Genomic DNA, 26,945 nt, shown 5'->3' with positions numbered 1-26,945 from the left:
CTTTTTTCATGAAGACCTGTCTTTTTCTAGCTTAAAAAAGGTCGATTCTTGATTAATTCTTGATTCGTTGACTCGAGTTTTAGCCGTTTTTCCCTTTATTCATTTTTCGATATTGACTTGGTGTCATGTAATAAACAGACTTAAACACTCTTGTATAGGACTTTTCACTTGGAAAACCATGCTTTAGGGCAATGTGAATGACTGGTAAATCAGTATTCATTAAATCCGGATAGGATTTCTCAAGGCGTATTGTATGAATATAATTGAGTACTGTCATACCGATATGTTTGAAAAAAAATCGGGAAAAGTACTCTGAAGATAAATTAAACTGTGCTGCTAGGTGATCAATAGCTAGATTCTGATTATAATGTTTCTTTATGTAATTCGTTATCGATGTTAAACGTTCTAAATACTTGTTTGTTTTAATGGTAGGACTATTTTTTTTCTCTTCTTTGAAGTCGTTTAGTAATTGATAGATTAATTGGTATGCTAATCCGGTTAAATTAATGTGGGCAAGAGGATCATGCTCTTTGTTAAAGTAATGGACAAGAATTTCATTTAATAGGGTTCGAAGCTTTTTGAATTTTTTTATTTTACTAGAATCCTTTTCATGAGTAGAATTACAGGTAAACATAATTTGATCAGAATTTTCATAGATTGCTTTCAAGAATTCATACCTAATAAAGATTGTGACTGCTTTTCGATTTTTACCTGTGGTCACTGAAAAAGAATGAATAGAGTTTGAGTTTATAACCACAATATCTCCTTCACTTGATTCATATTCTTTGCCATCTGTATAAATTTGATCTATTTTCCCTGAAAGGACATAGGAAATTTCAATATCCTCATGCCAATGTCTTGGAATATATAGTTCTTCATCAGAGGTATGAAGGATGACTTTAATAGGCAAATCATCATCGGCTTTTACCAACTCATATTTGTAGTCCATTTTAGAAATCCCTCCTAATACTTTACGTTTTTTAGCTATGATCATATCCTAATCCTTATCGAAAGAAAAGATAAACGTTAAAAGTTTATAAAAAATATATTATATTGGATATAAGTCATGAAAGTGATAGGAAGAAGTCAGGATAATACTAGAAATCAGTCAGTTTTGCAGTAGTAACAAATTTGAAAACGCTTTATAATCGAAGGTGTAAGGAAGTATATGTACAAAAGATTGAAAGGGGAAGGATTAAGATGACTACATCGATTGGACTTAACTTATACTCGGTATTTAGAGAATTAAATCAAGATTATTTTGGAACGTTGGAAAAGGTCGCAGGAATGGGGTATAAAAATGTGGAACTTATTTCTGCTAATTTTTCAACTGGTGAAAGATTTGCAGATACATTTACTTTACAGGCAATAAAAAAGAAATTTGATGAGCTTGGATTACGTGCATTTGCTGCACATGAAGGTGTGGCACCAGGTATGGCTTTGGTAGATGGAAACTGGGATAAGATAATTGAAGAAAATGCCGAGCTTGGGTGTGAGTCAATTGTTATGCCGATGACATTCATTAGTACTCGCGATGAAGCACTTAAAACAGCGGAAGAACTAAATATCATCGCTGAAAAATGTAAAACAGCCGGATTAGATTTTTACTACCATAACCATGCACATGAGTTTAGGCAAATTGGTGAAAAAACATTATTTGATATTTTAGTAGAAAACACAGATCCTAATGCAGTTAAATTTGAGCTAGATCTTGTTTGGGTAACAAGAGGCGGACAAGACCCTATGAGCGTTCTTGAAAGATTAGGGAATCGCTGTGATATGATTCATCAAAAGGATTTAGGAACTCACGTTAACGCTGTGAATGTATTCTCTGCAGTTAATCCAGATGAACAAAATGAAACAATGAAAATTTATCGTGAAGTTGTACAGCCAACTGATTTCGTTAATCTTGGAACAGGCATCGTCGATTTTGAGAGTACATATCAAAAGATTCATGATTTGGGAACAATTCGATATGCTATTGTTGAAAATGAAGGTACTATTGGTAATAAGTTTGAAAGTATAGCAAGTGATTTAAAGGTGATGGAGAAGTATGTTCAAGAGTTTACAAAAGCTGAATAATAAGGAGTGAACTACATACAGACCCTTTAGTGAAACCAGGAACAGGCATTAGTTGTTACGTAAATTGAGATCTTTTATAGGTCTCTTTTTTGTGCTTTAAAAGTGTAGTGGTTTTTCATTTATTTATGGAGCTTAAAATTTCATGTTCTAGTGTACGTGACTCTCGACAATAACTTTGCACTAATTAAAAAGGGAAAGCCTAGAATTAAAAGGCTCTCCGTTTTACATTATTATTGCAACTTTGTGATAAACTTCAAAGCATTATCCTTATTTTTAGAATCTACTCGAATAGCAGCAATCCTTTTACTGTCTTTTACCTCTAGCCCTTCAAATAGGGAATGATCATTGATCACGATCCCATAAATTTGTTCTGATTCATCTGCTGGGGATTTTCCATACACAAGTTGATCTTCTACTACCTGATCTTTAATAGAAGGCTCAAGTGGCTGGAAGATTTCCAACTGCATAAGCTGTTCGAAGTTTTCCTCGCCAACAATATACACATCCGATTGGTCTGACATGAGGGTAATCACACTCTTTTGTTGATTCCCAGCATCCATCGTGTCGTTTATTTCTGTTGGTGCATAATTAGAGTTTGTTATGACTCTTTCCCATGAAGGAAAAAGAGAGAGGACATTTTCTGAGACAGGGTTCACATCACTTCCAAGTAAAAAATAATCTCCGTAAAGCATAATGCCCAGGTCCTCAGGCGGAAGACTGGCTAACTCTTTTTTCTCTTGATGATTGCTGACAAGCGTTTGGATAATTGATCCAACTAAAATTAGTAATATGATAGCTCCAGCAATGTGTAATTTATGATAATAAAGAAAGTGCTGCAGCTTATTCTTAAACGACTTGTTTTCTTCTTCAGGATTGGAACCGTATACATTAATGTGTTTAATAGTATTATAGGCATCAGTTATTTGGGACATATCGAAAGGTTTGTCAGCATTCGGTACACTTTGATATGATCGGTCCCTTTTAATCCAGGTCATATATTGCTTCTCAACCTCATCCATTGTCGAGTCTTCTGGAATTTCCAATAGTTTATAAGCTTCTTTTATATCCAAAACATACACCCCTCTTTTCATGCTCTCTACTATGTTGAAGGAAAATGGTAGAAATGGTCGTTACTATAAAGATATCTTAAATTGAAGGTTTTTGCACTACTTACATGAAAAAAGTAGGAAGGAATATTAAGAGGGAAGTGTTTCATACAAATCTTTTTTTTTGAATATCAAAGACAAGGATTTATCACAGTAAACAACCTATAAACTATCTACGACCTTAGTCTGAGAAAAACATGGAAAAAATCATTCTTTTACATGAATGGGAATTTTCTCTTTTCATGTATAGTTAAAGATAAGGAGGGATCATATCATGATTAATGTTGCCATTATATCCGGTAATCAACATATTCAAAAAAGTCTGAGCTTGCTGGTAAAAACAGATCCTGATCTTAACATTATTAAACCTGAAGAAATCGATGTGGATAAAAAAGTAGTTTTGCTTGTTGATACAGAAATAGATGATTTGGAGGATTGCCTTAGAAGATTTTCTGGGCATGTTCCAATAATTTTATATAGTCATTCAAAAGATTTCTTAGATATGAGCTATTTGCTCAATAAATACAAGGTGAACTTCTTTAACGTTTATACAAAGCCTGAATGTATTCTTAACATTATTAAAGAACCGTTCTGTTGATGGTTGCTATACCAACTTTAATTATTTGAGATAGAGTTTTGATCTCTTACTAAAAGAATTAAAGTTTTTCTTTTGCTTCCAATCTTTTTACAAAAGGTGTAGGATGGATAAAGGAAATGGAATGATGAGAGGTGTAATAAGCTTTATGCTACATAATCCAACAGGAAAAGAGCGATTGGCATTAGCTTTTCTATTAAGTTCATTAGGAATATTGGGCCCGCTTAATATCGATATGTATTTGCCCAGTTTTCCGGATATTGCAAATGATCTGGGAGCTCGTGCTTCGCTTGTACAACTTAGTTTAACAACTTGTTTAATTGGTCTTGCCGTTGGTCAAGTAATTGTTGGTCCAATTAGTGATGCAAAAGGGAGACGGAAGCCTTTAGTTATTTCCCTTTCGTTATTTGCACTATCATCACTTTTTTGTGCATTGGCACCAAATATTATTGTATTGGTAATTGCTCGTTTCTTGCAGGGTCTTACAGCTTCTGCAGGTGTTGTTCTTTCACGTGCTGTTGTAAGAGATGTCTTTAGTGGAAAAGAGTTAACAAAATTTTTTGCTTTATTAATGGTTATTAATGCAACGGCTCCAATGATGGCACCGATCGCTGGTGGTGCTATTTTGTTATTACCGTTTGCAAGCTGGCATACGATTTTCTATTTTTTAAGTTTACTTGGTATGATCATCGTGACAATCATTTCTTTAAGATTGCCAGAAACGTTACCAGCCGAAAAACGCATTCCCAGCACTGTGGGTCATTCAATACGTACGATGAGGGATTTAATTAGAGATCGTTCATTTATTGGATACGCCTTAACAGTGGGATTAATACATGGTGGCAGCTTTGCTTATGTGTCAGGTACACCGTTTGTGTATCAAGGGATATATGGTGTTTCTCCACAGGCATTTAGTATTTTATTTGGGATAAACGGGTTAGCAATCATTTCCGGCAGCTTCATGATCGGACGATTAAGCGGGATTTTTGATGAAAAACGATTGCTTCGTGTCGCAGTCATCACTGCAGTAAGTGCAACAACTATACTGTTGATCATGACAATCATTAAAGGACCTCTTGCAACACTTGTAATCCCGATTTTCATTTATATGACGTCAATGGGCATGATTTTGACAAGCTCCTTTACACTGGCGATGGAAAAGCAGGGACATCGAGCGGGGAGTGCAAGTGCTTTGTTAGGCTTGCTGCCACTTTTACTTGGATCATTTGTATCACCTCTGGTAGGTATAGATGAAACAACCGCAGTACCGATGGGAGCGACTTTATTTCTTACCTCACTGATTGGAGCAATTGCGTTCTTTACATTAACAAAACAAAGAGATAAAGTATTAGATTTAAAAGCAGAATCGGGGACATAATGTCTCCGATTTTTTTGTCCTATACTACTACCGATCCTGCCTGCTGTCATACAGCATCCTATATTCCGTAGGAGTCATCCCTTCCTGTTCTAAAAACCGCTTATTAAAATAGCTAATGCTTGGATACCCCGCTTTTATGGCAATTTCTTTTATCGTCATTTCTTTTTTGTCCATTAGCCATTGTTTGCTCAATTGCAGACGGCAAAGTGTGATAAATTGCATGGGTGTCATTTGGGTTGCACGTTTAAATAATCTGCAAAAATAATAGGTACTGACACCTATTTGGTCGGCCCAGTAATCAAGTTCGAAGGGTTCACATGCTCTTCTTTGCATACTAGGTAATAATGTTTGAATCCGATCATCTAATTCTGGTCGACGTTCTGACGATTTTGGTGACGCATTTGTAATAAATTCCATTAAAAATGTATATGTAAGAGTGGAGAGCTGTAATAGATGCAAAAAACTGTTCTGTTCAGCTTCATGTAATAACTGTTCATGCGCTTTTTCAAGAGGTGCTAATTGTTTAATTGTCCATATTGAATGCTGATCAAATCCTTGCTCAGATAAAAAGGAATTTAAGATATTGCCATAAAAATGTGCCCAGCGAATATTCCACGGATCCTCCTTGCAACTATAATATCTTTGCTCCTGCATAGGAAAATATAAAAAGGCATCACCACGCTTAAGTGTAAATTGTTTTCCATCTATCTCCACAAATCCCGTTCCGGATAAAACAAAATGAATACTGAAGTTATTTAAGGTACCCACTTTTCGGTCTACCTCATGTTCAGGTTCCTCCCAGTACCAGCCTATTGATTCTGGAAGAATCATAAATTCGTGGTTTTGTAAGGTTGGAAGCAGATATTGTCTTGACATATGCATCACTCTTTCATCGCAATATTGTTTCATATTAAGGGCAAAAAGTTTCTATTTTTATTTTATGTGTAGTTTCATATAATGACAATATAGTATTAAGCTTTCTTGAAGGAGTGAAGAACGTGGAAAAAATACGTTGGGGAATTATTGGTAGTGCAAATATTGCGAAGGGTTCGGTCATCCCGGGGATTAAAGCATCAGAAACTGGTGAGGTTGCAGCCATTGCGAGTAGAGGGATAGAAAAGGCAGAGGAATCAGCTAAACAACTACATATACCGAAAGCGTATGGAAGCTATGAAGAGTTACTTGCAGATCCAGAAATTGAAGCCGTTTACATCCCGCTTCCTAATCACTTACATAAAGAATGGACAATACGTGCAGCAGAAGCAGGCAAGCATGTGTTATGTGAAAAACCTGTGGCGATAAATGCAAACGATGCAGAAGAAATGGCAGAAGCGTGTCAAAGAGCCGGTGTCGTATTTGCTGAAGCATTTATGTATCGTTATCATCCTCGTTATGATCTGATTCGTGACATCATCCAATCAGGTGAAATCGGTGAAGTACGCGGTATTCACGCTACATTTACATTTAATAATGCGAAGGATTCTGAAAATGTCCGCTACAAAAAAGAATGGGGAGGAGGATCCTTATACGATGTCGGTGTTTACCCAATTAGTGCGGCAAGAATGATATTAAATCAAGAGCCACAGGCCGCAACAGTTCACGGTCTTTTCTCTGAACAGCATGATGACGTTGATATGATGGCTTCCGGACTACTTGAATTTGAAAATGGTGTAGCATTAACATTTGATTGCGGCATGTGGGCAGCCTTTCGAAATGAACTTGAAATTGTTGGAACAGAGGGCCGTATTGAAGTTCCGTCTGCATTTGTTGCACATCAAAATGAGCAGGATCATTTTATTGTTCATACGAATGATGGAAAAAGAGAGGTAGAGGTTCCATACCTTAATCAATACGCTTTACAGGCAGATGCTTTAGGAAGAAGCATTCGAAATGGTGAGGAGTTACCATATCCGGCAACAGATGCTGTTTTAAATATGAAAGTTCTTGATGCTTGTTTAACATCAGCAAAAGAGCGTCGTCGCGTTGAATTATAAAATCTAGGAGGGTTTACGGTGAAAACAATTACGATTCCAGGCTTAGAAAAGCAAGTTACTAACTTAATTCAAGGTTCCGATTATTTTAAACCTAGTGTTTATGAGAAAGTGTGTAATGTTCTAGACCGTTATGTAGCGATCGGTGGAAATACGATTGATACAGCTCATATCTATTGTGGCGGAGAGAGTGAAGTAGCGATTGGTATGTGGTTGAAAGAACGAAACAATCGAGAGGATATGGTGATTCTTACAAAAGGCGCTCATCACGATCAAACAGGTCCTCGCGTTAATGCTGAAGCAATCTCCAAGGATTTATATGAAAGCTTAGATCGATTACAAACAGATTATGTTGACTTGTATGCTCTACATCGTGATGATCCAACTGTGCCAGTAAGTGAAATAATAGAAATATTAAATGAGCACATTAAAGCCGGCCGAATTAAGGCTATTGGAGGTTCAAACTGGACTGTACAAAGATTACAGGAAGCTAATGAATATGCTGCTAATAATGGACTTGTTGGCTTTACCTTTAGCAGTCCAAACCTAAGTTTGGCAAAAGCTAATGAGCCATTCTGGGCAGGTTGTGTGTCAGCTGATTCGTCTGACCTTGCATGGCATAAAGAGCACCAATTTCCACTTATGTCATGGTCATCTCAAGCAAGAGGCTTCTTTACAGGACGTTTCTCACCAGAAGACAGAAGTGACAGTGACATTGTGCGCGTTTTCTATAGTGATGCCAATTGGGAACGCCTGCGTCGTGCAGAACAATTAGCTAATGATAAAGGTGTGACGACAATTCAAATCGCACTTGCATATGTTCTTAATCAACCGTTTCCTGCTTGTGCGTTGATTGGAGCACAAAATGAACAGGAGTTACAATCTTGTTATGAAGGGTCATTAATTGAACTTACAGAAGAAGAACTTAATTGGTTGGAGAATGTATAAAAAGAAATATATTGCTAGACTAGATATATAAAATTTTTCTATTCTTATGGCTTAAATTCCTTTATATAAGGGGTTTAAGCCTTTTTGTATTTGAAAATAACTAGTGAAAAATAGCTTTTCAATCAAAAATGATATTGTAGATCTTCTGATTTATCTTTAAAATAAACCAATATATGAAACCGCTTTTTTAACCTTTGGAGGAATAAACATGATAGTGTCTGGAAAAATAAAAGATTTCGTAAATAAGTACTTCCTTGAAAGCATGCAAAGAAAACTTATGGCTACTCTGCTACTTATTATGATGGTTCCTCTATTGATTTTTATGTTAGTGTCAACCCATATTTCCAGAGGTGCTGTACAATCTTCTGAAATAACATCAAATCTATCTCGAATGGAGCTCTCACAAAGCTATATTGAAGAACAGCTTACCTGGTTTGATAATTTTTTGTTTTCAGCACTTGTGGATGAAAAGTTGGTACCGAGTATAACAACTATTGATAATATAACAACGACAAATTCATTTAATACACAATCTTATATACAGGATAAATTATTTGCTCTATATAATGCGAATGAAAACATCCTCTCTGTTTCATTAACTTCATATGATGATAAACGCTCATATAAGGTAGAACGAAGAGAGTTTTTCGTAACAAATATGATTGGAACTGCTCTTCAACGAACTGGGAAGGATTCCATGTTTTCCGTCAATTCTACTACAGGTACTTTTACCTTTAGTCGAAATATTTATCGTTTTGAAGATCAAAAACTAGTAGGAAGAATAGATTTAAACGTTTCGTTTGATTTTATCGCACATATTGCAGAAAACCTTCGAAGTAATGAGGAAGAATCGATTATGTTGGCCGATTCAAATGGAAACCTGCTTTTTGCCCTAGATGAAAATAATGAAGCTGCCCCAAAAGATCTTTCTGCTAATTTTAAACAACAGCATGAAATAAATTATTTTTCTCTTAATCAAGATTACTATTTTTTTCAGGAAATGATGGACGAACAAATTGTGTTAGTAAAGGTTGTTCCAGAAGAGGTGATGTTGATTGGTTCTAAACATATTAAACAAACAGGATTATTAATTCTCATCATTTCAATTTGTGTAACAGTTATTTTATCCATCATCATTTCGAATCAAGTTGCAAAACCAATTGTGTTGCTTTCTAAGAAAATGGAGCTTGTGGAAGAAACTAATTTTAACGTTAAAATTGATTCAAAACGTACAGATGAAATAGGGATTCTTCAACGAAAATTTAAGGAGATGATTGATCGAATCAGGGATTTAATTGAAAAAGACTATAAACGTGAGATGGAAAATCGAGATGCTCAGTTTCTTGCATTACAATCACAAATAAATCCCCACTTTCTATATAATACTCTTCAAGTAATTTCAGGAATGGCTTTAAAAAAGGGTGCTAGAGAAATATATGAAATGATTCAAAGATTAGGTAGTATGTTCAGGTATATAACGAATAAACGAGGAGATCTTGTTTTTGTATGGGAAGAAGTACAACATTTACAAAACTATTTGTATATCCAAAAAGTTCGTTTTGGTAAAAATATATCAATCGAATTATTTGTTGATGAGCAAGTTAAGGACGCAATTATTCCTTTATTATCTCTACAGCCAATTATTGAAAATTCCTTTAAACATGGATTTGAGACTCAAATTGAAAAAGGGATTTTAAAGATTGACATACAAAAAGTGTTTGATGAAATTGAAATAATTATCGAAGACAATGGCATGGGAATGTCGGAAGAAGTACTTCAACAAGTCAAAAGTAAATTATCAACGGATAGTTATTTATATAATCGAAGCATTGGATTGAAAAATGTTGATACAAGAATTAAGCTGTATTTCGGTCGTGAATATGGAGTTGAGATAATGAGTCAACAAGCTGAATTTACAAAGGTAATGATCAGGCTGCCATTTCAAGAAGGAAGTGATTATAAGAATGACGACATTGTTAGTTGTTGATGATGAAACGTGGACAAGAGAAACAGTCAAGGCTTTAATTGATATAGATTCCTTAGGGATCACAAAACTGGTTGAAGCTACAAATGGGGAGGAAGCTATAAACAAAATCATCTCGGAAAAACCTGACTTTATTATGACTGATATGAAAATGCCTGGTATAGATGGAATTGGGTTATTAGAGATCATTGAAAAAAAGTTCGATGATATTCCAACAATTGTCTTAAGTGGCTATCAGGATTTCATGTATACGAGACAGGCTATTAAAACAGGGGTAATTGAATACTTACCAAAGCCTGTAGATGAAACAGAATTAAATGAAGCATTGAAAAAAGCATTAATAGAAAAAAAGAAAATAGAGCAGCAGCAACCAGGTTATCAATTTTATATGCCAAAACAACCTGAAGTATTGGAATTAATTGAAACCTTTCGTCAGACTGCAGCCTTTTCGTTAAAAGAATTAAATGCAAACCAACTATCAACCAGTATTCATCAGTTTCTCGAAAAGTTACATGATGAAATAAAGAATGATCCATCTTTGACTGTGTATCTTCATCAGGTGTTTCTAGTGTCACTTGAAGAAGCATTGAAGGAGCATAAGGTAAGCCTTGAAGATATCGGATTACACTGGAATGATATAAAGTATTGTGACAATCAATCATTGGATAATGAATTAATGAGACAAATGAGCATAGGCGAAAAAATCATAAGTAGAGTAGACGAGATAAGAAAACAAAAGACGAAAATTAACTTGGAAGAAATTAAACAGTATCTTGACGAATATTCTTCATCACAGCATATTTCACTAGAAGTAATTGCCAGGAAATTCTATGTAAGCAAAGAGTATCTAACAACGTCTTTCAAAAAGAAATATGGATGTAATGTGACAGAATATATTATTGCCTCCCGTATGGAAAAAGCAAAAGAGCTAGTTATAACTACAACACTTCAATATAAAACAATTGCGGAAATGGTAGGGTATGAGGATGTATCTTATTTTTATCGAGTGTTTAAAAAGTTTTATGGATGTTCTCCGGGAACAATTCGGAAAACTTAAAATAGTCCAAATGTAAGCGTTAATATTTTCAATTTTTTATAGAAGAAAAAGAGATTATGATAGAAGCATGAAAGGGGAGTTGAAAATGAAAAGAGCGCTTACAATTATAATCGCAACAGTTTTATTTTTAGGAATTCTAGCTGGCTGTAATGCTGGTGGAAGAAGTTCCTCCGGAGATGGTGAAGGAGGAAGTTCAGAAAAAGTTGAACTAAAAGTATTTATTGGACAGCCGAGATTTAAAGAGCAATATGAAACATATATCGATCAATTCGTAGCGAAGCAAAAAGAAGAAAAAGGGCGAGATGTAACAGTTAAGTTAGAGCTTCCAAGTGTAAATGAAGCGGATCAATTATTAAAAACTAGACTTGCTTCAGGAGATAGTCCAGATGTTTTCGGAATTCATGCTATTAATGATATCCCGGTTTATGACAAAGCTGGTTACTTAGAAGATCTTTCCGGAGAGCCTTTTGTAGAGAAATTATATGATACTGTAAAACCGATGGTTTCCAGAGAAGATCGAGTATTAGCTGTACCTCTAGAAACACTTCAATGGGGCTTTGTATACAACAAAGACATCTTTGAAGAAAATGGATTGGAAGTACCTAAAACGTTAACAGAAATGAAAGCGGTTATAAAAGAGCTTGAAGACAAAGAGATCACACCGTTTATTAGAGCATATAAAGATTCATATATTCCACAATTATTCCTGCCATTAACAGTAGGTGCCCTTGAAAGTACAAGCAATAAGGGCTTTTTAGAATCAATGAATGCCGGAGAAGGATCTTTTGCAGATTTAAAGGGCATGTTTGACATTATGGATCTTGTTCATGCACATGGAACCGATCGACCATTTGAAGTAGGACAAGACCAAGGAGCAGCTGCTTTTGCCAGCGGTCAAGCTGCTATGTGGGTACAAGGACCATGGATGGCTGAGTCAATGTTAGCAACGAACGAAAACTTTAACTTTGGTGTTGCACCACTTCCGATTAATGATGATGAAAATGCAACACTTATCAACTTAGGTGCATCAACATCATTAGCTGTATCTAAAGAAAGTAAAGTGAAGGATGTAGCAATAGATTTCATAAACTATATTCTTGATGAACAGGATTCCAGTGCTTTCTATGAAAGCCTAGGATTTAATCCACTTGCTACTGTTCATACCTTTGAAACCTATCCTTGGTTAGAAGATTCTTCTAAATATGTGGAAGAAGGAAAAGTATATCAAGATCCAACGATTCCGTCTGCAGTAAAATCGGCATCTGAAAAGTTATTCCAAAGCTATTATGCTGATGATGCGTCACAAGAGGATGTCATCTCAGGACTTGATCGTGCTTGGGAAGAATATAACAAGGTGAATAAAGAATAGTGCTAAACAAGTGAAAGACAGTTTAATAAAACTGTCTTTCAACTTTATAAAAATGATTGGTAGTAAGAGGGAAGTCTTCAAGAAAATGTCCCCTAATCATTATCTTCTAATAGAACCCTAGAGTGGAAAGGAATGAGTAATGTGGCAGTAACTGAACTGAAAAGTCCTGTAAAGGAAGTAGCATCTACTAAGAAAAAGGCAAAGAAAGAGAACAGTCACTTACGATTAATCTTGTTTGTTTTACCTGCATTTATCTTTTATATCCTATTCCTTTTAATCCCTACAGTAGGGGCTGGTATTTATAGTTTTACAGATTGGAATGGATTAAATAAAACCTATAATTTTGTAGGTTTTAGCAATTATATTGAAGCATTCAGAGATGATTCAGCTTTTAGAAACTCATTTTGGTTTACATTAAAATACACCATCTTTGTGTTTGTCATTCAAAATGTAGTTGCTTTAGCCTTAGCATTATTAATCGAAACTAGAATGAAATCAAAAGGGTTTTTTAGAACAATCTTCTTTATGCCAAACATGATTAGTTTAATTATTAGTTCATTAATGTTTTCTTTTATCTTTACAAATGTATTCCCGGAATTATCGAAGAAAGCTATTTTCTCTATACTAGATCAGTCTTGGATTGGTGATCCAAAGGTTTCGTTCTACTCGATCTTAATCGTTTCTTTATGGCAAGGAATTGGCTATATGATGGTTATTTACATGGCTGCACTTCAAGGGGTGCCTAAGCAATTAAAAGAAGCATCGATGATTGACGGTGCAAATGTGTTCCAACGTCTTAGACATGTTGTCATTCCAATGATTATGCATGCGATTACAATTTGCTGTTTCTTAACATTAAATGGAGCGTTTAAAGTATTTGACGTAGTATACGCACTAACGCAAGGTGGACCAGGTACATCTACACAAGTAATGGCGTTGAATATTTATGAAGAAGCATTTTCAAATAACTTCCGTTTTGGTTATGCAAACGCAAAAGCAATGATTCTGTTTTTGGTAGTCTTACTCATTACCCTTATTCAAGTGAGTATTCTAAAGCGCAAGGAGGTTGAAGCATGAGAAAGAATTTTACTTCATCCATTATGATCAATTTCATTTTGACAGTCTTTGCGATTATTTCTTTTTTTCCAATTTACATGGCGTTCATAAATTCTTTTAAAACGCAAGGAGAGATCTTTACTTCAGTTTTATCGTTCCCAACTTCTTTTTCATTAGAAAACTATATTGGGGTTTTTACAGAGCTGGATCTAGTAAGCAGTTCATTAAACACACTACTTGTTACTGCTATCGGTCTGGCAGGAATTGTTATTTGTGGTTCACTTGCAGGTTACAAGTTAGCCAGAACATCTGGAAAATTAAGTGCGCTTATTTTCACTCTCTTTATTGCATCAATGCTGGTTCCGTTTCACTCCATCATGATTACGCTGAGTCAAATGGCAAAAGGGTTAGGATTACAAGGGTCCCTATCAGGTCTTGGGTTAATTTATATCGGACTAGGAGTAAATATGGCGGTCTTCCTCTATCATGGATTTGTGAAATCGATACCAAGAGAGTTGGAAGAGGCAGCAAAAATAGATGGTTGTAATGATATTCAAATCTTTGTTCGAATCATTTTTCCGTTGCTGAAGCCAATTACAGCTACAATCTTAGTATTAAATGTTTTATGGCTTTGGAATGACTTCTTATTACCGTTAATCATGTTAACAGATGTAAATAATTATACACTTATGCTTTCGATCAATATGTTATTTGGGCAATATGTGGCAGACTGGCCAAAAATTTTAGCTGCATTAGTTTTAACAGCTCTACCGGTTGTTGTGTTCTATGCGTTTTTCCAAAAATATATCCTCGAGGGGATTGCCGATGGAGCTATTAAGTAAGGTGGAAAGGATGTTATGTAAGAAATGAATAAATTATTATACGGAGTTGCTTATTACGATGAATACATGCCGTATGAACGGCTTGAAACAGATATTCAAATGATGAAAGAAGCAGGAATAAATGTTGTCAGAATTGCAGAATCAACATGGAGTACACATGAACCGCAAAATGGTGTATTTGATTTTACATCTGTTAATCGGGTATTGGATGCCATGCATAAAGCAGGTATTCATGTTATTGTTGGAACCCCGACTTATGCGGTTCCAACTTGGATGGTGAAAGAACATCCGGATGTATTGGCTGTTACGAAAAACGGACAGGGCAAATATGGTGCAAGGCAAATCATGGATATCACAAATCCTACCTATTTGTTTTATGCTGAGCGTATTATTCGGAAGCTAATGGAAAATGTAAAAGATCATCCGGCGATCATAGGGTACCAGATTGATAATGAAACAAAGCACTATGATACAAGCGGGCCGAATGTACAGCAGAGATTTATTAAATATTTGAAAGATAAGTTTGAAACAACAGATGCTTTGAATAAAGAATTTGGTTTGGCTTATTGGAGTAATGATGTACATGCTTGGGAAGATATGCCATCAACAGTTGGAACAATAAATGGTAGTTTTGGTGCCGAATTTTCAAAGTTTCAACGAAAGCTGGTCGATGATTTTCTTGCATGGCAAGTTGACATCGTAAAGGAATATCGAAAAGAGGGACAGTTTATTACACAAAACTTTGACTTTGAATGGAGAGGCTATTCATTTGGAGTACAGCCAAATGTAAACCATTTTACTGCATCCGACCCATTCGATATCACGGGTGTTGATATCTATCACCCAACTCAAGAGGATTTAACCGGAATTGAAATCTCCTTTGGAGGAGATGTTGCAAGATCAACAAAGCAGCAGAACTATTATGTGCTTGAAACAGAAGCACAAGCCTTTTCCCATTGGACACCTTTTCCCGGGCAATTAAGGTTACAAGCATTTAGTCATGTAGCATCTGGTGCAAATATGGTCGCATATTGGCATTGGCATTCTATTCATAATTCCTTTGAGACATATTGGAAGGGACTATTAAGTCACGATCTTCAACCAAATCCTGTATACAATGAAGCCAAAACGATTGGAGCAGATTTTAGCCGCCTCTCTTCGAAGATTATGAACTTAAAGAAAAAGAATAAAACAGCTATTCTTGTAAGCAATGAATCTCTTACAGGTTTGAATTGGTTTAAGTTTAAATATGACAGCGAACTGAACTATAACGATATTGTCCGACTTATTTATGATGAATTATACAAATTAAATGTGGAAGTAGATATTCTTCACCCGGGGTCTCAGAACTTTGAGGATTATTCACTAATCATTGTTCCATGCTTGTATGTTGCACCAGACGAACTATTGGATAGATTAAATCAGTATGTTGAACATGGCGGGCACGCAATTTTCACATTTAAATCGGGGTTCGCAAATGAGCATGTTAAGGTTAGAACAACGAGCCAACCAGGGATCATTGAAAAGGCTTGTGGTGTGAACTATCAAATGTTTGTTGAACCGAAGAATGTGAAGCTTGCAGGCAACACTTATGAAGTAGAAGAGGATAAAAATCGTGTCCACACATGGATGGAGCTATTAACTCCAACAACAGCGGAAACACTAGCAACATATGATCACCCGGCATGGGGAGATTATGCAGCTATTACAGGTAATGAGTATGGAAAAGGGTATGCAACGTATATTGGATGTATTGTTTCAAGTGAAATGATGTCGGGAATTCTGACCCAGGCATTAAAACGTGCATCCATTTGGGGAGAGGAGCAAGAAGTGAATTTCCCTGTTGTTATTAAATGTGGTATCAATGATGAAGGCAAAACGATTAAATATGTTTTTAACTACTCATTTGAACTACAAGAAATAGAGTCTCCATTTTCACAAAGTATAGATTTATTATCAAACTCAATATATCAAAAAGGCGAAACTCTCACAATTAAACCATGGGATTTTAAAATTTTAGAAATGAAATAGGGAGGACATGATGAGCTTTACTTGGATATCCACAACAAGAAGTCAGTACTGGCAGGAAAATGATGCAAGTAGTACTATTTTATATGAAGATAAGAAACCAAACCTAGTAATTACTAATGAAAAGAAACGTGTTATTGACGGCTTTGGCGGCTGTTTTAATGAACTAGGTTATGAAGCTCTAACTCTTTTATCAGAGGAAGATCGCCACAGTGTGCTTGATTCTTTATTTTTACCAGATGGGGAATGTCAATTCAGCATTTGCCGTCTACCAATTGGTGCAAGTGACTATGCGCTTGAATGGTACAGTCATAATGAAACACCTGATGACTATGAAATGAAATATTTCTCGATTGAGCGCGATAAAAAATATTTAATTCCTTATATAAAACAAGCATTAAAACGAAATCCAAACATAAAACTATTTGCTTCACCTTGGAGTCCTCCAACATGGATGAAGTTTCCGAAAGCGTATAACTATGGCACACTTCGCTGGGAACCTGAAGTGTTAAATGCATATGCACTATATTTCGTGAAGTTTGTCCAGGCCTATGAAGAAGAAGGGATTACAATTCACCAAATTCATGTTCAAAATGAAGTGGTAGCAGATCAAAAATTCCCTTCCTGTAAATGGACAGGTGAGCAATTACGAGAATTCATCGGGTCTTATTTAGGGCCAGCTTTTGAAGAACACGGAATAAAAGCTGAAATTTGGCTTGGAACAATCAATGCACCAGAGCCTTGGCAAGAGCTAATGCATGGGACAACATCTGATTATGATGTGTATGCACAAACTGTTCTTAGTGATCCAAATGCCTACCGATATGTAAAAGGTGTAGGATATCAATGGGCAGGTAAATACGCGATTCAACGAACAGTTCAAAGCTATCCAGAGCTAAAATATATGCAAACAGAAAACGAGTGTGGAAATGGTAAAAACACATGGGAATACGCACTCTATGTACATAATTTATATCGTCATTACTTCGTAAATGGTGCTAATGCTTATATTTATTGGAATATGGTCCTGCAACCAAATGGGAGAAGTACATGGGGGTGGGAACAGAACTCAATGATTACAGTTGACCCGGATTCAAAGATTGTGAACAATAATCCTGAATATTACGTAATGAAGCATTTCTCGCATTATGTAAAGCCGGGAGCAGTCCGACTTGAAACATCTGGACCTTGGACAGGAAACACAACGGCATTTCAAAATCCGCATGGAAGCAAGGTTGTTGTCATATCGAATTCGTTTAAAACAGATCGAGAATTAGTGCTAGAGCTAAACAGTGAAAAACATTGCATAACATTAGAGGCTGAATCATTTAATACGATAGTCCTATAACTGAAAATCAACAAAAAAGCTTCATTCCGGACAGGATTGAAGTTTTTTGTTATCTAAAAAAGAAAGAGAAAAGATACGACAAATGAAATACGGAATAATTGCATCAATCCACCTTATGTTAAAATAGCATAAAGAATTGCTCAGTTTTTTATCAATAGGGAGTTTTCATAAATTCCCTGTTAATAAGGATGGGACAATATTTTTTTTGAGCAATTTTCTAGTCGTTCTATTGGTGGTAGTAAAAGAATTTTAGTCAGTAAAATTATATTATGAGGCGACATGGTTAAATAAGACAAGAGAGTAGAGTACTAAGATAATTTCTTAAGGTGAGGTAATGACTTGGAAACAAAATATAATATTGTAAAGCAAGCGATAAAATCAAAAATATTAGATGGTTCATTTCAACCACATCAAAAAATAAGTTCTGAAAGTGAATTGATGAAACAATTTGGAGTTAGTCGTCATACTGTTCGTCTTGCTTTAGGTGATTTAGTAAATGATGGGCTGTTATATAGAGAGCAAGGGGCAGGAACGTTTTGTGCAGACAGGACTAAGATTGAAAGATCTTCTGCAACAAAAACCAAAAATATTGGGATTATCACTACTTATATATCCGATTATATATTTCCTTCAATAATAAGAGGAGCAGAATCGTATCTAAGCAAACATGGGTATAATGTAACATTATTTAGTACCAATAATGATCATGGTAATGAAAAAAGAATTCTAGAAAATATCTTAACTCAACCACTTGATGGAGTAATTATAGAGCCAACTAAAAGTGCTATTGCAAATCCAAATATAAACTATTATCTAAATTTAGAAAGGAAGAAAATACCGTACATAATGTTGAATGCTTTTTACGATGAACTAGAGCCTCTAAGCCTTACGATAGATGATGAAAAAGGAGGTTATCTGCAAACTGAACATCTTATTAAATTAGGACACAGGAATATAGTAGGTTTTTTTAAAAATGATGATATTCAAGGAATAAAAAGGATGAAAGGGTACATAAAGGCCCATAGAAATCATGGGGTTTTAATAAATCCCAATTATATTATAAATTATAAAACGATTGAGAAAACAACGAAACCAATTGAAGCTTTAAGTCAGCTCTTATCAATAGATAATGTGGATAGGCCAACTGGAATTGTTTGTTACAATGATGAGTTAGCGGTTCTCTTATTGGATGTTATTCGAGGTAAAAACTTACGTGTACCAAATGATCTATCCATTGTAGGTTTTGATGACTCGTTTATGGCTAAAGTTTCAGAAGTGAAATTGACCACAATTCAACATCCAAAAAGTAAAATGGGAGAAAGAGCAGCTAGTATTATATTAAACATGGTCCATGAAGCAAATTATCAATTAAAAGGAGCTAGTGATACGAAAGAATCTATTGTGTTTGAGCCAAAATTAATTTTAAGAAATTCGACAAAAGCACTTAGGTAGAAAAAAGAGACTAAAACATGCACATAGAACGATTTACATGAAAAAACATGCAGTGTAAAACTACAGTTTTCGCTGCATGTTTTTTCATGTAAACCGCGAAGAATGTCATAAATAGTCGATAACAATTTAGAAAAAGGAATTGAAAAGTTATAACAACCTATATATAATAAAAAACATCAAACTTATACGTACAAATATAAAATATAAACACTACTAAACTTTGTTGATTTTTCGGGATGTATGTTAGGTTGTTGGTAATATTAAAATGGATTTGATAACAGAACCTAAATGTACTTATACGTATATGATGATTTTTGTATAGGGAAGTTATAATGATAAGTGAAGGAATAGTTATTGATATTTCATCCTTTTCTTAATAAGAAGTCAATCATATTTTATAAAAAAACAAAATGTATGCGTATACATAATGGAAAATTTAATCTTTTATAGAGGGATCGGAAGGAGTGATGAAAATGTAGAATCAAGCAGATATTGCTGAGCCGGTTTATCTGTGTACCTTTATTTATTCAATGAGTAATACTTATGAAACGTACAAAAACTGATATGTAATCAATTGTACACGTAACAGTGTGATTGCTAAGGAGGAATGTTTTATGTTTCCAACGGCAAAGAGAACAAACCAAGAGCTTGCAACTGTCAAAAGTCCAAATCGTTTTGCGAAAATACTAAACTCACAAAAAGTTGTACCTTATATTTTTATCTCACCTTTTGTCCTTTCACTATTGATATTCACCATTTACCCAACTATAAAGGCTATTATTATGAGTTTTCAAAGCGTACTACCGGGTCAGGTAACATATATAGGCTTAGAAAATTACTCGAGAGTCTTTAATCCAGTATTTTTTAAAGCGCTAAGCAATACAACCATATATGTCATCCTAACTGTTACGATTCTAACGATAATTCCAATTATATTAGCTGTATTATTGGACTCGAAATTTGTAAAGTTTAAGACATTTTTTAGGGCTTCGTTATTTGTTCCTGCCTTAACCTCTACTATTGTTGCAGGTATGGTATTCAGGCTAATGTTTGGAGAAACTGATAACGCTGCTGCCAATCAGATCCTTAATTGGATAGGATTTGAATCTGTTGAGTGGCAATATAATGCTTGGTCAGGTATGTTCCTGATGGTCTTGCTGTGTTCATGGCGATGGATGGGAGTGAACATTCTATACTTCCTTGCAGGTCTACAAAATGTCCCAAAAGAACTATATGAATCTGCTGAGATAGATGGTGCAAATATGTTGGAAAAATTCAGATATGTTACACTTCCTTTCTTAAAACCCGTTACGATTTTTGTTGTCACAATTTCAATCATTGCTGGATTTAGAATGTTTGAAGAGAGCTATGTATTTTGGCCAGCTGGATCACCGGGAGATATTGGTTTAAGTGTTGCGGGATATATTTATCAACAAGGAATTTCTCAGAATAATTTAGGATTTGGTGCCGCTATCGGTGTTATTTTAATGATCATTATCTTTGTTGTTAGTATTGTCCAATTGTTACTAACAGGTGCATTTAAAAGGGGTGATGAATAAATGAATCTTAAGAAGAACGTTTTACTGAAATTGATTATTAATCTCTGCTTTTTGGTCGTATCTTTAGTTGCTTTATTTCCACTTATTAGTCTACTACTAGCTTCATTCAGACCTTCAACTCAGTTAATGCGAAATGGAATTAGTCTTACTTTCGATTTAAGTGAACTGAATTTAAATAACTATTCTTATATTTTCTCTCAAGCAGGACAATATTGGACTTGGTATGGTAATAGCTTAACCATAACAGTAACTACAATTGTTCTATCATTATTTTTTTCATCATTAGTCGGTTATGCATTAGCAGTATATGATTTTAAAGGTAAAAACCTATTTTTTACCTGTGTATTGTTTATTTTAATGATCCCGTTTGAAATTTTAATGCTTCCATTGTTTCAACTAATGATAGATACAGCTTTGGTGGATACTTATATGGCTGTTATCCTTCCATCGGTTGTTGCTCCAATAGCTGTATTTTTCTTTAGACAATATGCTCTTGGCTTACCAAAAGAATTAATGGATGCCGCAAGAATGGATGGGTCTACGGAATATGGTATCTTTTTTAAAATTATGTTGCCGCTTATGACACCTTCTTTAGCAGCAATGGCAATCTTACAAGGATTAGGTGCATGGAATAATTTCTTGTGGCCATTAATTGTTTTACGATCAAATACCTTATTTACATTACCATTGGGGCTTTCGACATTATTAACGCCGTATGGAAATAACTATGATGTCTTAATAGCTGGATCTGTTATGACAATTGTGCCGATTATCATATTGTTCATTTTCTTCCAACGTTACTTTGTGGCCGGGCTTACTGTGGGTGGAGTGAAAGGGTAATCTTGCAGATGAGAAAAAGAGGTGATTTGTAATTGAATCCAAAACAATTTGTCTCAATAATAGATTTGATCCTTCAATGGGTAACTAGTTTAGCGTTAATCAATGTACTGTGGTTCTTGTTTACACTACGTGGGTTGATAATCGGAGGGGTTTTTCCTGCTACTACCGCTGTGTTAGGTGTATCGAGGAAAATGATTTTGAAGGGTACAGACGTTAATATATGGAAAACGTTTAACCGAGTATATCGAGAGGAGTATCTTCAGTCAAATATTCTTGGTTGGTTTTTATCCGGCATTGGAGGTTTGCTTTATATAAATTATAAAATCATCGCAAACTCTGCAGATGAAATTGCTATTATCACTCTATTTGCTTTTTATCTAGTTTTATTCTTTTATAGCATTATTGTGCTATGGTCTTTTCCATTACTAGTACACTACAAATCAACTTGGATTCAACATCTGAAGAATGCATTCATTATTGGTCTTACAAAAGTTCATTATACATTTGCAATTGGATTAATGGCATTTACAGTTATGTATTTCTCTTTTGAATATCCTGGATTAGTTCCGTTTTTCTCGATAAGTATGATAGCAACGGGGGGGATGTGGTTTTCATTGCAGATTTTTACAAAGATAGACCAAGATGCTACATAATTAGTGGGTGAAGAAAGCTGGTCACACAGGTTTGTAAGCGTTATTATTCATACTTTGAATAATAGTCAATATTTTTGGGGAGGTGATTCTCAAAAAAATAGAGGGAAAACCGGGAAATGCATATGTAAACTTAAATTAAGGGGGATGTTGGATGAAAAAGAAATCACTACTATCATTTCTTTGTGGAATCATGGCACTGTTATTGGTGGCATGTAGTGGCGGTCAATCAAGCTCAGGGGGAGCGGAAGAAACTAAGGTTATTGGTGATGATGTAGAAAATGCAACAGAACTTACATTTTGGTCATTTAACGAATTGCATTTGGCTTTTTTTGAGGATGCTGTACCTCGTTGGAATGAGGCAAACCCAGACAAGCCTATTAAATTAAAAGCAGAAGTGTATCCATTTGATAATATGCATACAAATCTATTAATGGCATTACAATCTGGTAAGGGCGCACCTGATATAGCTGATATTGAAATTGGTAAGTTTCCAAACTTTTTAAAAGGTGAACCACAGATATTGCCAATGAATGATTATATAGAGCCGGAATTTGATAATTTTGTAACATCACGTTTTGAGATTTATTCAAAAGATGGAAATTATTACGGTTTGCCAACACATGTGGGTGCATCTGTTATGTATTACAATAAAGAAATTATGGATGCAGCAGGAGTAGATATCGAATCTATCAAAACGTGGGAGGACTTTAGAGAAGCTGGTAAACAAGTTGTTGCTAAAACTGATGCAATTATGACATCTGTCTCAACAGAGGATTATATTCCTTACTGGTCCATGATATCCCAACGTGATTCTGATTTCTTTAACAAGGATGGAGAACTTACGATTTATAATGAAGAAAATGTGGATACCCTTCAATATTTACATGACATCGTATACGAAGATAAGATTGCTGAAGTAATGCCAGGTGCAGCACCTCACGCAGAAGAATTTTATCAATTTATGAATGATGGTGGTCAAGCTGCCATTGGTATGCCGATGTGGTACATGGGAAGATTTCTTGACTACATGCCTGATCTAAAAGGTAAGATTGTTGTTCGTCCAATGCCTGCTTGGGAAGAAGGAGGTAAACGCTCAGCGGGGATGGGTGGTACAGGTACTGTTGTAACAAATCAATCGGAAAATCCTGAATTGGCTCAAGAATTCTTAGCGTTTGCAAAACTTTCTAAAGAAGCAAATATTAAACTTTGGACTGTTCTTGGATTTGATCCTCCTCGCCATGATGTATGGGAAAGTGAAGAAGTATTAGCCGATAACCAATATTATCAATACTTTGGTCATGATTTATTTGATACATTAAATGACATCAAGGATGAAATCAATGCTGTTAATATCACAGAATATACTCCTGATGTTGGAACTGAAATAAATACTAATGTATTTAATAATGTATTAAGACAACAATCAGAGACAGCTGACGAGGCATTAAAAAAGGCACAAGAGACAGTTGAAAGTAAAATGAACTAAAAATAAAAGGATTGAGGGGCTGCCCTCAATCCTTTTGTTATGACTGTAGCGAATTAGGGGGATAGATCTTCAATGATGAAGTCTTGAGTTTCTTGGTTTTTGTCAATGTAAAAGACGTCTGTTATGTTATTTTTTAAATTATTTTATATACTAATATTATCATTTACATTGAAGAACAAATTATTAGGGTAAAACTATATTCCAGGAGGAAACTACTTGCTTATTTCAGAACGACATAAACTCATAATAGACTTATTAAAAGAAAAGGAAAATGTCAAACTTCAAGAGCTTGTTGATTTAACATCAACATCTGAATCAACCCTAAGACGAGATCTTGATCAATTAGAAAAGCAAAACTATTTAAAACGTGTACATGGCGGTGCGTCCTTACTACAACGAAAACGATCTGAACTAAGTGTCTCAGAGAAAACAACGAAAAATCTGGCTGAAAAAGAAAGTATAGCAAAGTATGCAGCACAATTAGTCTTTGACGGAGAATGCATCTATCTTGATGCTGGTACAACAACTTTCCAAATGATCCAATTTTTAAAACAGAAGGATCTAGTCGTTGTCACAAACGGGACAGACCATCTAAATGCATTACTTGAAAAAGATATAACAACCTATTTAATTGGCGGGTTTGTAAAAAAAGTAACGAAGGCGACTATTGGTCGTGCAGCATATGAAAGCATTAAAAACTACCGCTTTGATAAGTGCTTTATTGGAACAAATGCCATTCATTATGAACTGGGATTAACAACTCCAGATCCTGATGAAGCACAAATTAAAGAAAGAGCTATTTCATTAGCGAGAGAGAGTTATATTTTAGCTGATCACACAAAGTTTGGTGAAGTATCTTTTTCAAAGTTTGCAGAGCTGGATCAAGTAAAAGTTATAACAAATGAAAATGATACAATTGAATTAGATCGTTATCAAAGAATAACTGAAATGTTGAAGGTGTAAGTGAAGAACATCGTAAAGAATGCTTCCTTTTATGAGGGAAGCATTTTTTATTAGTGCTCTCATGAATGAGAGGACATTTCGCCTATGAAATTCATATTAAAAGTCCTTTAGAACCTGGATGAAAGACATAGGACGTATGAAGCCTTCATCAAAAGTCCTTTATCTCCCTTTTAAAGGACTTCTGACCCGTAAAGCCTATCGCAGTTTGTCCTTCAGCACTTTCCAAGTGGTGTTCTTCCAAAATCTCTTATCTTAGTATACACATTGAACAAAGATCAATATAATGCACCTTTTTAGTCAATACAGTTGATCGCACCTTTGTTGGAAACGCTTTATAATCAAAAGCAAGCGATTACAAAAGTACTAGGTGGTGTTGATGAACATGAGTGCCAAAATAAATGCAAATACCTTGGCGACAAAAGAAGCACATGTGAAACAGGAAATAAAAACTAACAAGAGTCCTAAGTTGAAAAAAGCTTTAGGGTACGCAGCATTTGTGGGGCCGGCGGTTTTATTTTTTGTTCTAATTCAAATTATTCCTTTTTTTATGGGGGTATATTATTCTTTCACATCATGGAACGGAGTGAGTTCAGCAGTTGAATGGGTTGGATTAGAAAACTATATAAAAATCTTCACAGATGATCAAAAGTTCTTTAATTCATTTATCTTTACAACAAAATTTATGTTTGCTGCCGTTTTAATCAGTAATATTATAGGTTTTGGCTTTGCTTTATTACTGAATGCAGCATTAAAAACAAAGAATATATTACGAACTGTATTTTTCATTCCAAATGTAATTGGTGGTTTATTACTAGGATTTATATGGCAGTTTATCTTTGTTAAAGGGTTTGCATCAATTGGAAACATGACTGACATCGGATTCTTTAAGTTACCTTGGCTTGGAGATGAAGCTACAGCTTTCTGGGGAATTGTGATTGTATTTGCATGGCAAATCAGCGGCTATATGATGGTCATTTATATTGCTGCACTACAAGGGGTTGATACTTCCTTATTAGAAGCGGCAAAAATGGATGGTGCAACAAATTGGTCATTATTAACGAAGATCATTATTCCATTAATCTTACCTGCCTTTACGATTTGTTTCTTCCTGACAATTTCAATGGCATTTAAAATCTTTGACTTGAATCTTTCTTTAACAGGTGGGGGACCATTTAATTCAACCGAATCAGTTGCTATTAATATATACCAGGAAGCATTCATGAATAACAGGTATGGACTGGGGACAGCAAAATCGATTCTATTCTTTATTGTAGTAGCCGTGTTTACAACACTTCAAGTAACATTCACGAAGAAAAAGGAGGTTGAAGCATAATGAATAAAGGCTATACAAAGCGAACATTTTTACTAGAGATCATAGCCATTATGCTTGCCTTAATCTTTTTAGTACCATTTTACTTTGTATTAATTAATTCTGTAAAAGGATTTTCGGAAATATTAATTGATGCAGCTGCACTTCCGAAAGAAATTCTATTTAGTAACTATACAAAAGTTTGGGATATTCTTAGTTTTCAGGATGCATTTCTAAACTCTCTCATTATTACCGTATTTAGTATTGCTGGCATTGTTCTCATTAGTTCGATGGCAGCTTGGAAAATGGTGAGAACACCTGGAAAGTTAAGTAAAATATTGTTTATCTTCTTTGTGTCAGCAATGGTGATTCCCTTCCAAACAGTTATGATACCACTAATGAAATTAGGTGGAACACTTGGGATTATGAATAGTATACCTGGTATTGTCATTATGTATTTTGGATTTGGGGTTTCTCTATCACTGTTCTTATACCATGGTTTTGTTAAAACAATTCCTATGGAAATCGAGGAGTCTGCTAGAGTAGATGGATGTACACAGTTTGGTGTGTTTTGGAGAATTGTTTTCCCATTATTAAAACCAATAACTGTAACCGTTATCATCTTAAACACATTATGGATTTGGAATGATTATCTTCTGCCATTACTTGTGTTGCAGGATGCAGAATTAAGAACAATCCCGTTAGCGACAAGTTCTTTCTTCGCTCAATATACGAAACAATGGGATATGGGGTTAGCGGCATTAGTTTTAGGTATAGCACCAGTTATTGTGTTCTTCTTATTCCTGCAAAAACACATAATTAAAGGGATTGCTGCAGGATCTATTAAGTAGTATATAATCTCATGGCTAAATGCCTAGCCATGCAGATTCATATAAAAT

General features: G+C 35.0%; 23 protein-coding genes. 20 read left to right on the top strand and 3 right to left on the bottom strand.

Annotated elements, in window-relative coordinates; translation table 11 throughout:
• Window positions 1-79: 79 nt before the first annotated feature.
• Window positions 80-949, bottom strand: a complete 870-nt coding sequence (locus BK577_RS21605) for an AraC family transcriptional regulator (protein ID WP_078434833.1) — start codon at window positions 947-949, stop codon at window positions 80-82.
• Window positions 950-1,200: 251 nt separating this feature from the next.
• Between BK577_RS21605 and BK577_RS21600 the strand changes: the two genes are divergently transcribed.
• Window positions 1,201-2,082, top strand: a complete 882-nt coding sequence (locus tag BK577_RS21600; protein WP_078434832.1) for a sugar phosphate isomerase/epimerase family protein — start codon at window positions 1,201-1,203, stop codon at window positions 2,080-2,082.
• Between the two features lie 230 nt (window positions 2,083-2,312).
• Here the strand turns inward: BK577_RS21600 and BK577_RS21595 are convergent, their stop codons facing one another.
• Entirely contained in the window at window positions 2,313-3,152 is an 840-nt protein-coding gene (locus tag BK577_RS21595; RefSeq protein ID WP_078434831.1) for a hypothetical protein, read from the bottom strand.
• A gap of 310 nt (window positions 3,153-3,462) precedes the next feature.
• On the opposite strand from BK577_RS21595, the gene BK577_RS21590 reads away from it, so the two are divergent.
• Together BK577_RS21590 and BK577_RS21585 are read left to right on the top strand one after the other, a co-directional pair.
• On the top strand, window positions 3,463-3,786 hold the full coding sequence (locus tag BK577_RS21590; protein WP_078434830.1) for a hypothetical protein: 324 nt from the start codon (window positions 3,463-3,465) through the stop codon (window positions 3,784-3,786).
• Between the two features lie 145 nt (window positions 3,787-3,931).
• Complete coding sequence (locus tag BK577_RS21585; protein ID WP_078435355.1) at window positions 3,932-5,161, top strand: Bcr/CflA family efflux MFS transporter; 1,230 nt, start codon at window positions 3,932-3,934, stop codon at window positions 5,159-5,161.
• A gap of 27 nt (window positions 5,162-5,188) precedes the next feature.
• On the opposite strand, the gene BK577_RS21580 is transcribed toward BK577_RS21585, so the two are convergent.
• A complete protein-coding gene (locus BK577_RS21580; protein WP_078434829.1) occupies window positions 5,189-6,037 on the bottom strand; it encodes an AraC family transcriptional regulator in 849 nt (282 codons plus the stop codon).
• Between the two features lie 122 nt (window positions 6,038-6,159).
• On the opposite strand from BK577_RS21580, the gene BK577_RS21575 reads away from it, so the two are divergent.
• The 17 genes from BK577_RS21575 to BK577_RS21495 all read left to right on the top strand — a co-directional run bounded on the left by BK577_RS21575 (window position 6,160) and on the right by BK577_RS21495 (window position 26,897).
• On the top strand, window positions 6,160-7,155 hold the full coding sequence (locus tag BK577_RS21575; RefSeq protein WP_078434828.1) for a Gfo/Idh/MocA family protein: 996 nt from the start codon (window positions 6,160-6,162) through the stop codon (window positions 7,153-7,155).
• An 18-nt stretch (window positions 7,156-7,173) separates the two neighbouring features.
• Window positions 7,174-8,100: an aldo/keto reductase gene (locus BK577_RS21570; RefSeq protein ID WP_078434827.1), complete on the top strand. Its 927-nt coding sequence runs from the start codon at window positions 7,174-7,176 to the stop codon at window positions 8,098-8,100.
• A gap of 208 nt (window positions 8,101-8,308) precedes the next feature.
• A complete protein-coding gene (locus BK577_RS21565; RefSeq protein ID WP_078434826.1) occupies window positions 8,309-10,087 on the top strand; it encodes a sensor histidine kinase in 1,779 nt (592 codons plus the stop codon).
• Window positions 10,065-11,141, top strand: coding sequence for a response regulator transcription factor (locus BK577_RS21560; protein ID WP_078434825.1), 1,077 nt, complete (start codon window positions 10,065-10,067; stop codon window positions 11,139-11,141). Before BK577_RS21565 ends, BK577_RS21560 begins: the two co-directional genes overlap by 23 nt.
• Before the next feature lie 85 nt (window positions 11,142-11,226).
• Window positions 11,227-12,510, top strand: a complete 1,284-nt coding sequence (locus BK577_RS21555; protein WP_139367406.1) for an ABC transporter substrate-binding protein — start codon at window positions 11,227-11,229, stop codon at window positions 12,508-12,510.
• A gap of 132 nt (window positions 12,511-12,642) precedes the next feature.
• Window positions 12,643-13,587, top strand: coding sequence for a carbohydrate ABC transporter permease (locus BK577_RS21550; RefSeq protein WP_078434824.1), 945 nt, complete (start codon window positions 12,643-12,645; stop codon window positions 13,585-13,587).
• Window positions 13,584-14,408: a carbohydrate ABC transporter permease gene (locus BK577_RS21545; protein ID WP_078434823.1), complete on the top strand. Its 825-nt coding sequence runs from the start codon at window positions 13,584-13,586 to the stop codon at window positions 14,406-14,408. Before BK577_RS21550 ends, BK577_RS21545 begins: the two co-directional genes overlap by 4 nt.
• 24 nt (window positions 14,409-14,432) lie before the next feature.
• A complete protein-coding gene (locus tag BK577_RS21540; RefSeq protein ID WP_078434822.1) occupies window positions 14,433-16,439 on the top strand; it encodes a beta-galactosidase in 2,007 nt (668 codons plus the stop codon).
• Window positions 16,440-16,449: 10 nt separating this feature from the next.
• Window positions 16,450-17,784 (top strand): glycoside hydrolase family 30 protein, encoded by a 1,335-nt coding sequence (locus BK577_RS21535; RefSeq protein WP_078434821.1) that lies wholly within the window; start codon window positions 16,450-16,452, stop codon window positions 17,782-17,784.
• Window positions 17,785-18,123: 339 nt separating this feature from the next.
• Window positions 18,124-19,236: a GntR family transcriptional regulator gene (locus BK577_RS21530; RefSeq protein ID WP_078434820.1), complete on the top strand. Its 1,113-nt coding sequence runs from the start codon at window positions 18,124-18,126 to the stop codon at window positions 19,234-19,236.
• Between the two features lie 614 nt (window positions 19,237-19,850).
• Window positions 19,851-20,795, top strand: a complete 945-nt coding sequence (locus BK577_RS21525; RefSeq protein ID WP_078434819.1) for a carbohydrate ABC transporter permease — start codon at window positions 19,851-19,853, stop codon at window positions 20,793-20,795.
• Entirely contained in the window at window positions 20,796-21,635 is an 840-nt protein-coding gene (locus tag BK577_RS21520; protein WP_078434818.1) for a carbohydrate ABC transporter permease, read from the top strand.
• Window positions 21,636-21,667: 32 nt separating this feature from the next.
• Window positions 21,668-22,288, top strand: a complete 621-nt coding sequence (locus BK577_RS21515; protein WP_078434817.1) for a YesL family protein — start codon at window positions 21,668-21,670, stop codon at window positions 22,286-22,288.
• A 151-nt stretch (window positions 22,289-22,439) separates the two neighbouring features.
• Complete coding sequence (locus BK577_RS21510) at window positions 22,440-23,774, top strand: ABC transporter substrate-binding protein (RefSeq protein WP_078434816.1); 1,335 nt, start codon at window positions 22,440-22,442, stop codon at window positions 23,772-23,774.
• A gap of 216 nt (window positions 23,775-23,990) precedes the next feature.
• Window positions 23,991-24,737, top strand: a complete 747-nt coding sequence (locus BK577_RS21505; protein WP_078434815.1) for a DeoR/GlpR family DNA-binding transcription regulator — start codon at window positions 23,991-23,993, stop codon at window positions 24,735-24,737.
• Window positions 24,738-25,113: 376 nt separating this feature from the next.
• A complete protein-coding gene (locus tag BK577_RS21500) occupies window positions 25,114-26,070 on the top strand; it encodes a carbohydrate ABC transporter permease (protein WP_078434814.1) in 957 nt (318 codons plus the stop codon).
• Complete coding sequence (locus BK577_RS21495; protein WP_078434813.1) at window positions 26,070-26,897, top strand: carbohydrate ABC transporter permease; 828 nt, start codon at window positions 26,070-26,072, stop codon at window positions 26,895-26,897. The genes BK577_RS21500 and BK577_RS21495 overlap by 1 nt, the downstream gene beginning before the upstream one ends.
• The last annotated feature ends 48 nt before the right edge of the window (window positions 26,898-26,945 follow it).

It is taken from the genome of Metabacillus halosaccharovorans, assembly GCF_002019635.1.
GTDB lineage: Bacteria > Bacillota > Bacilli > Bacillales > Bacillaceae > Metabacillus > Metabacillus halosaccharovorans.
This window is presented reverse-complemented; position numbering and strand designations above follow the sequence as displayed.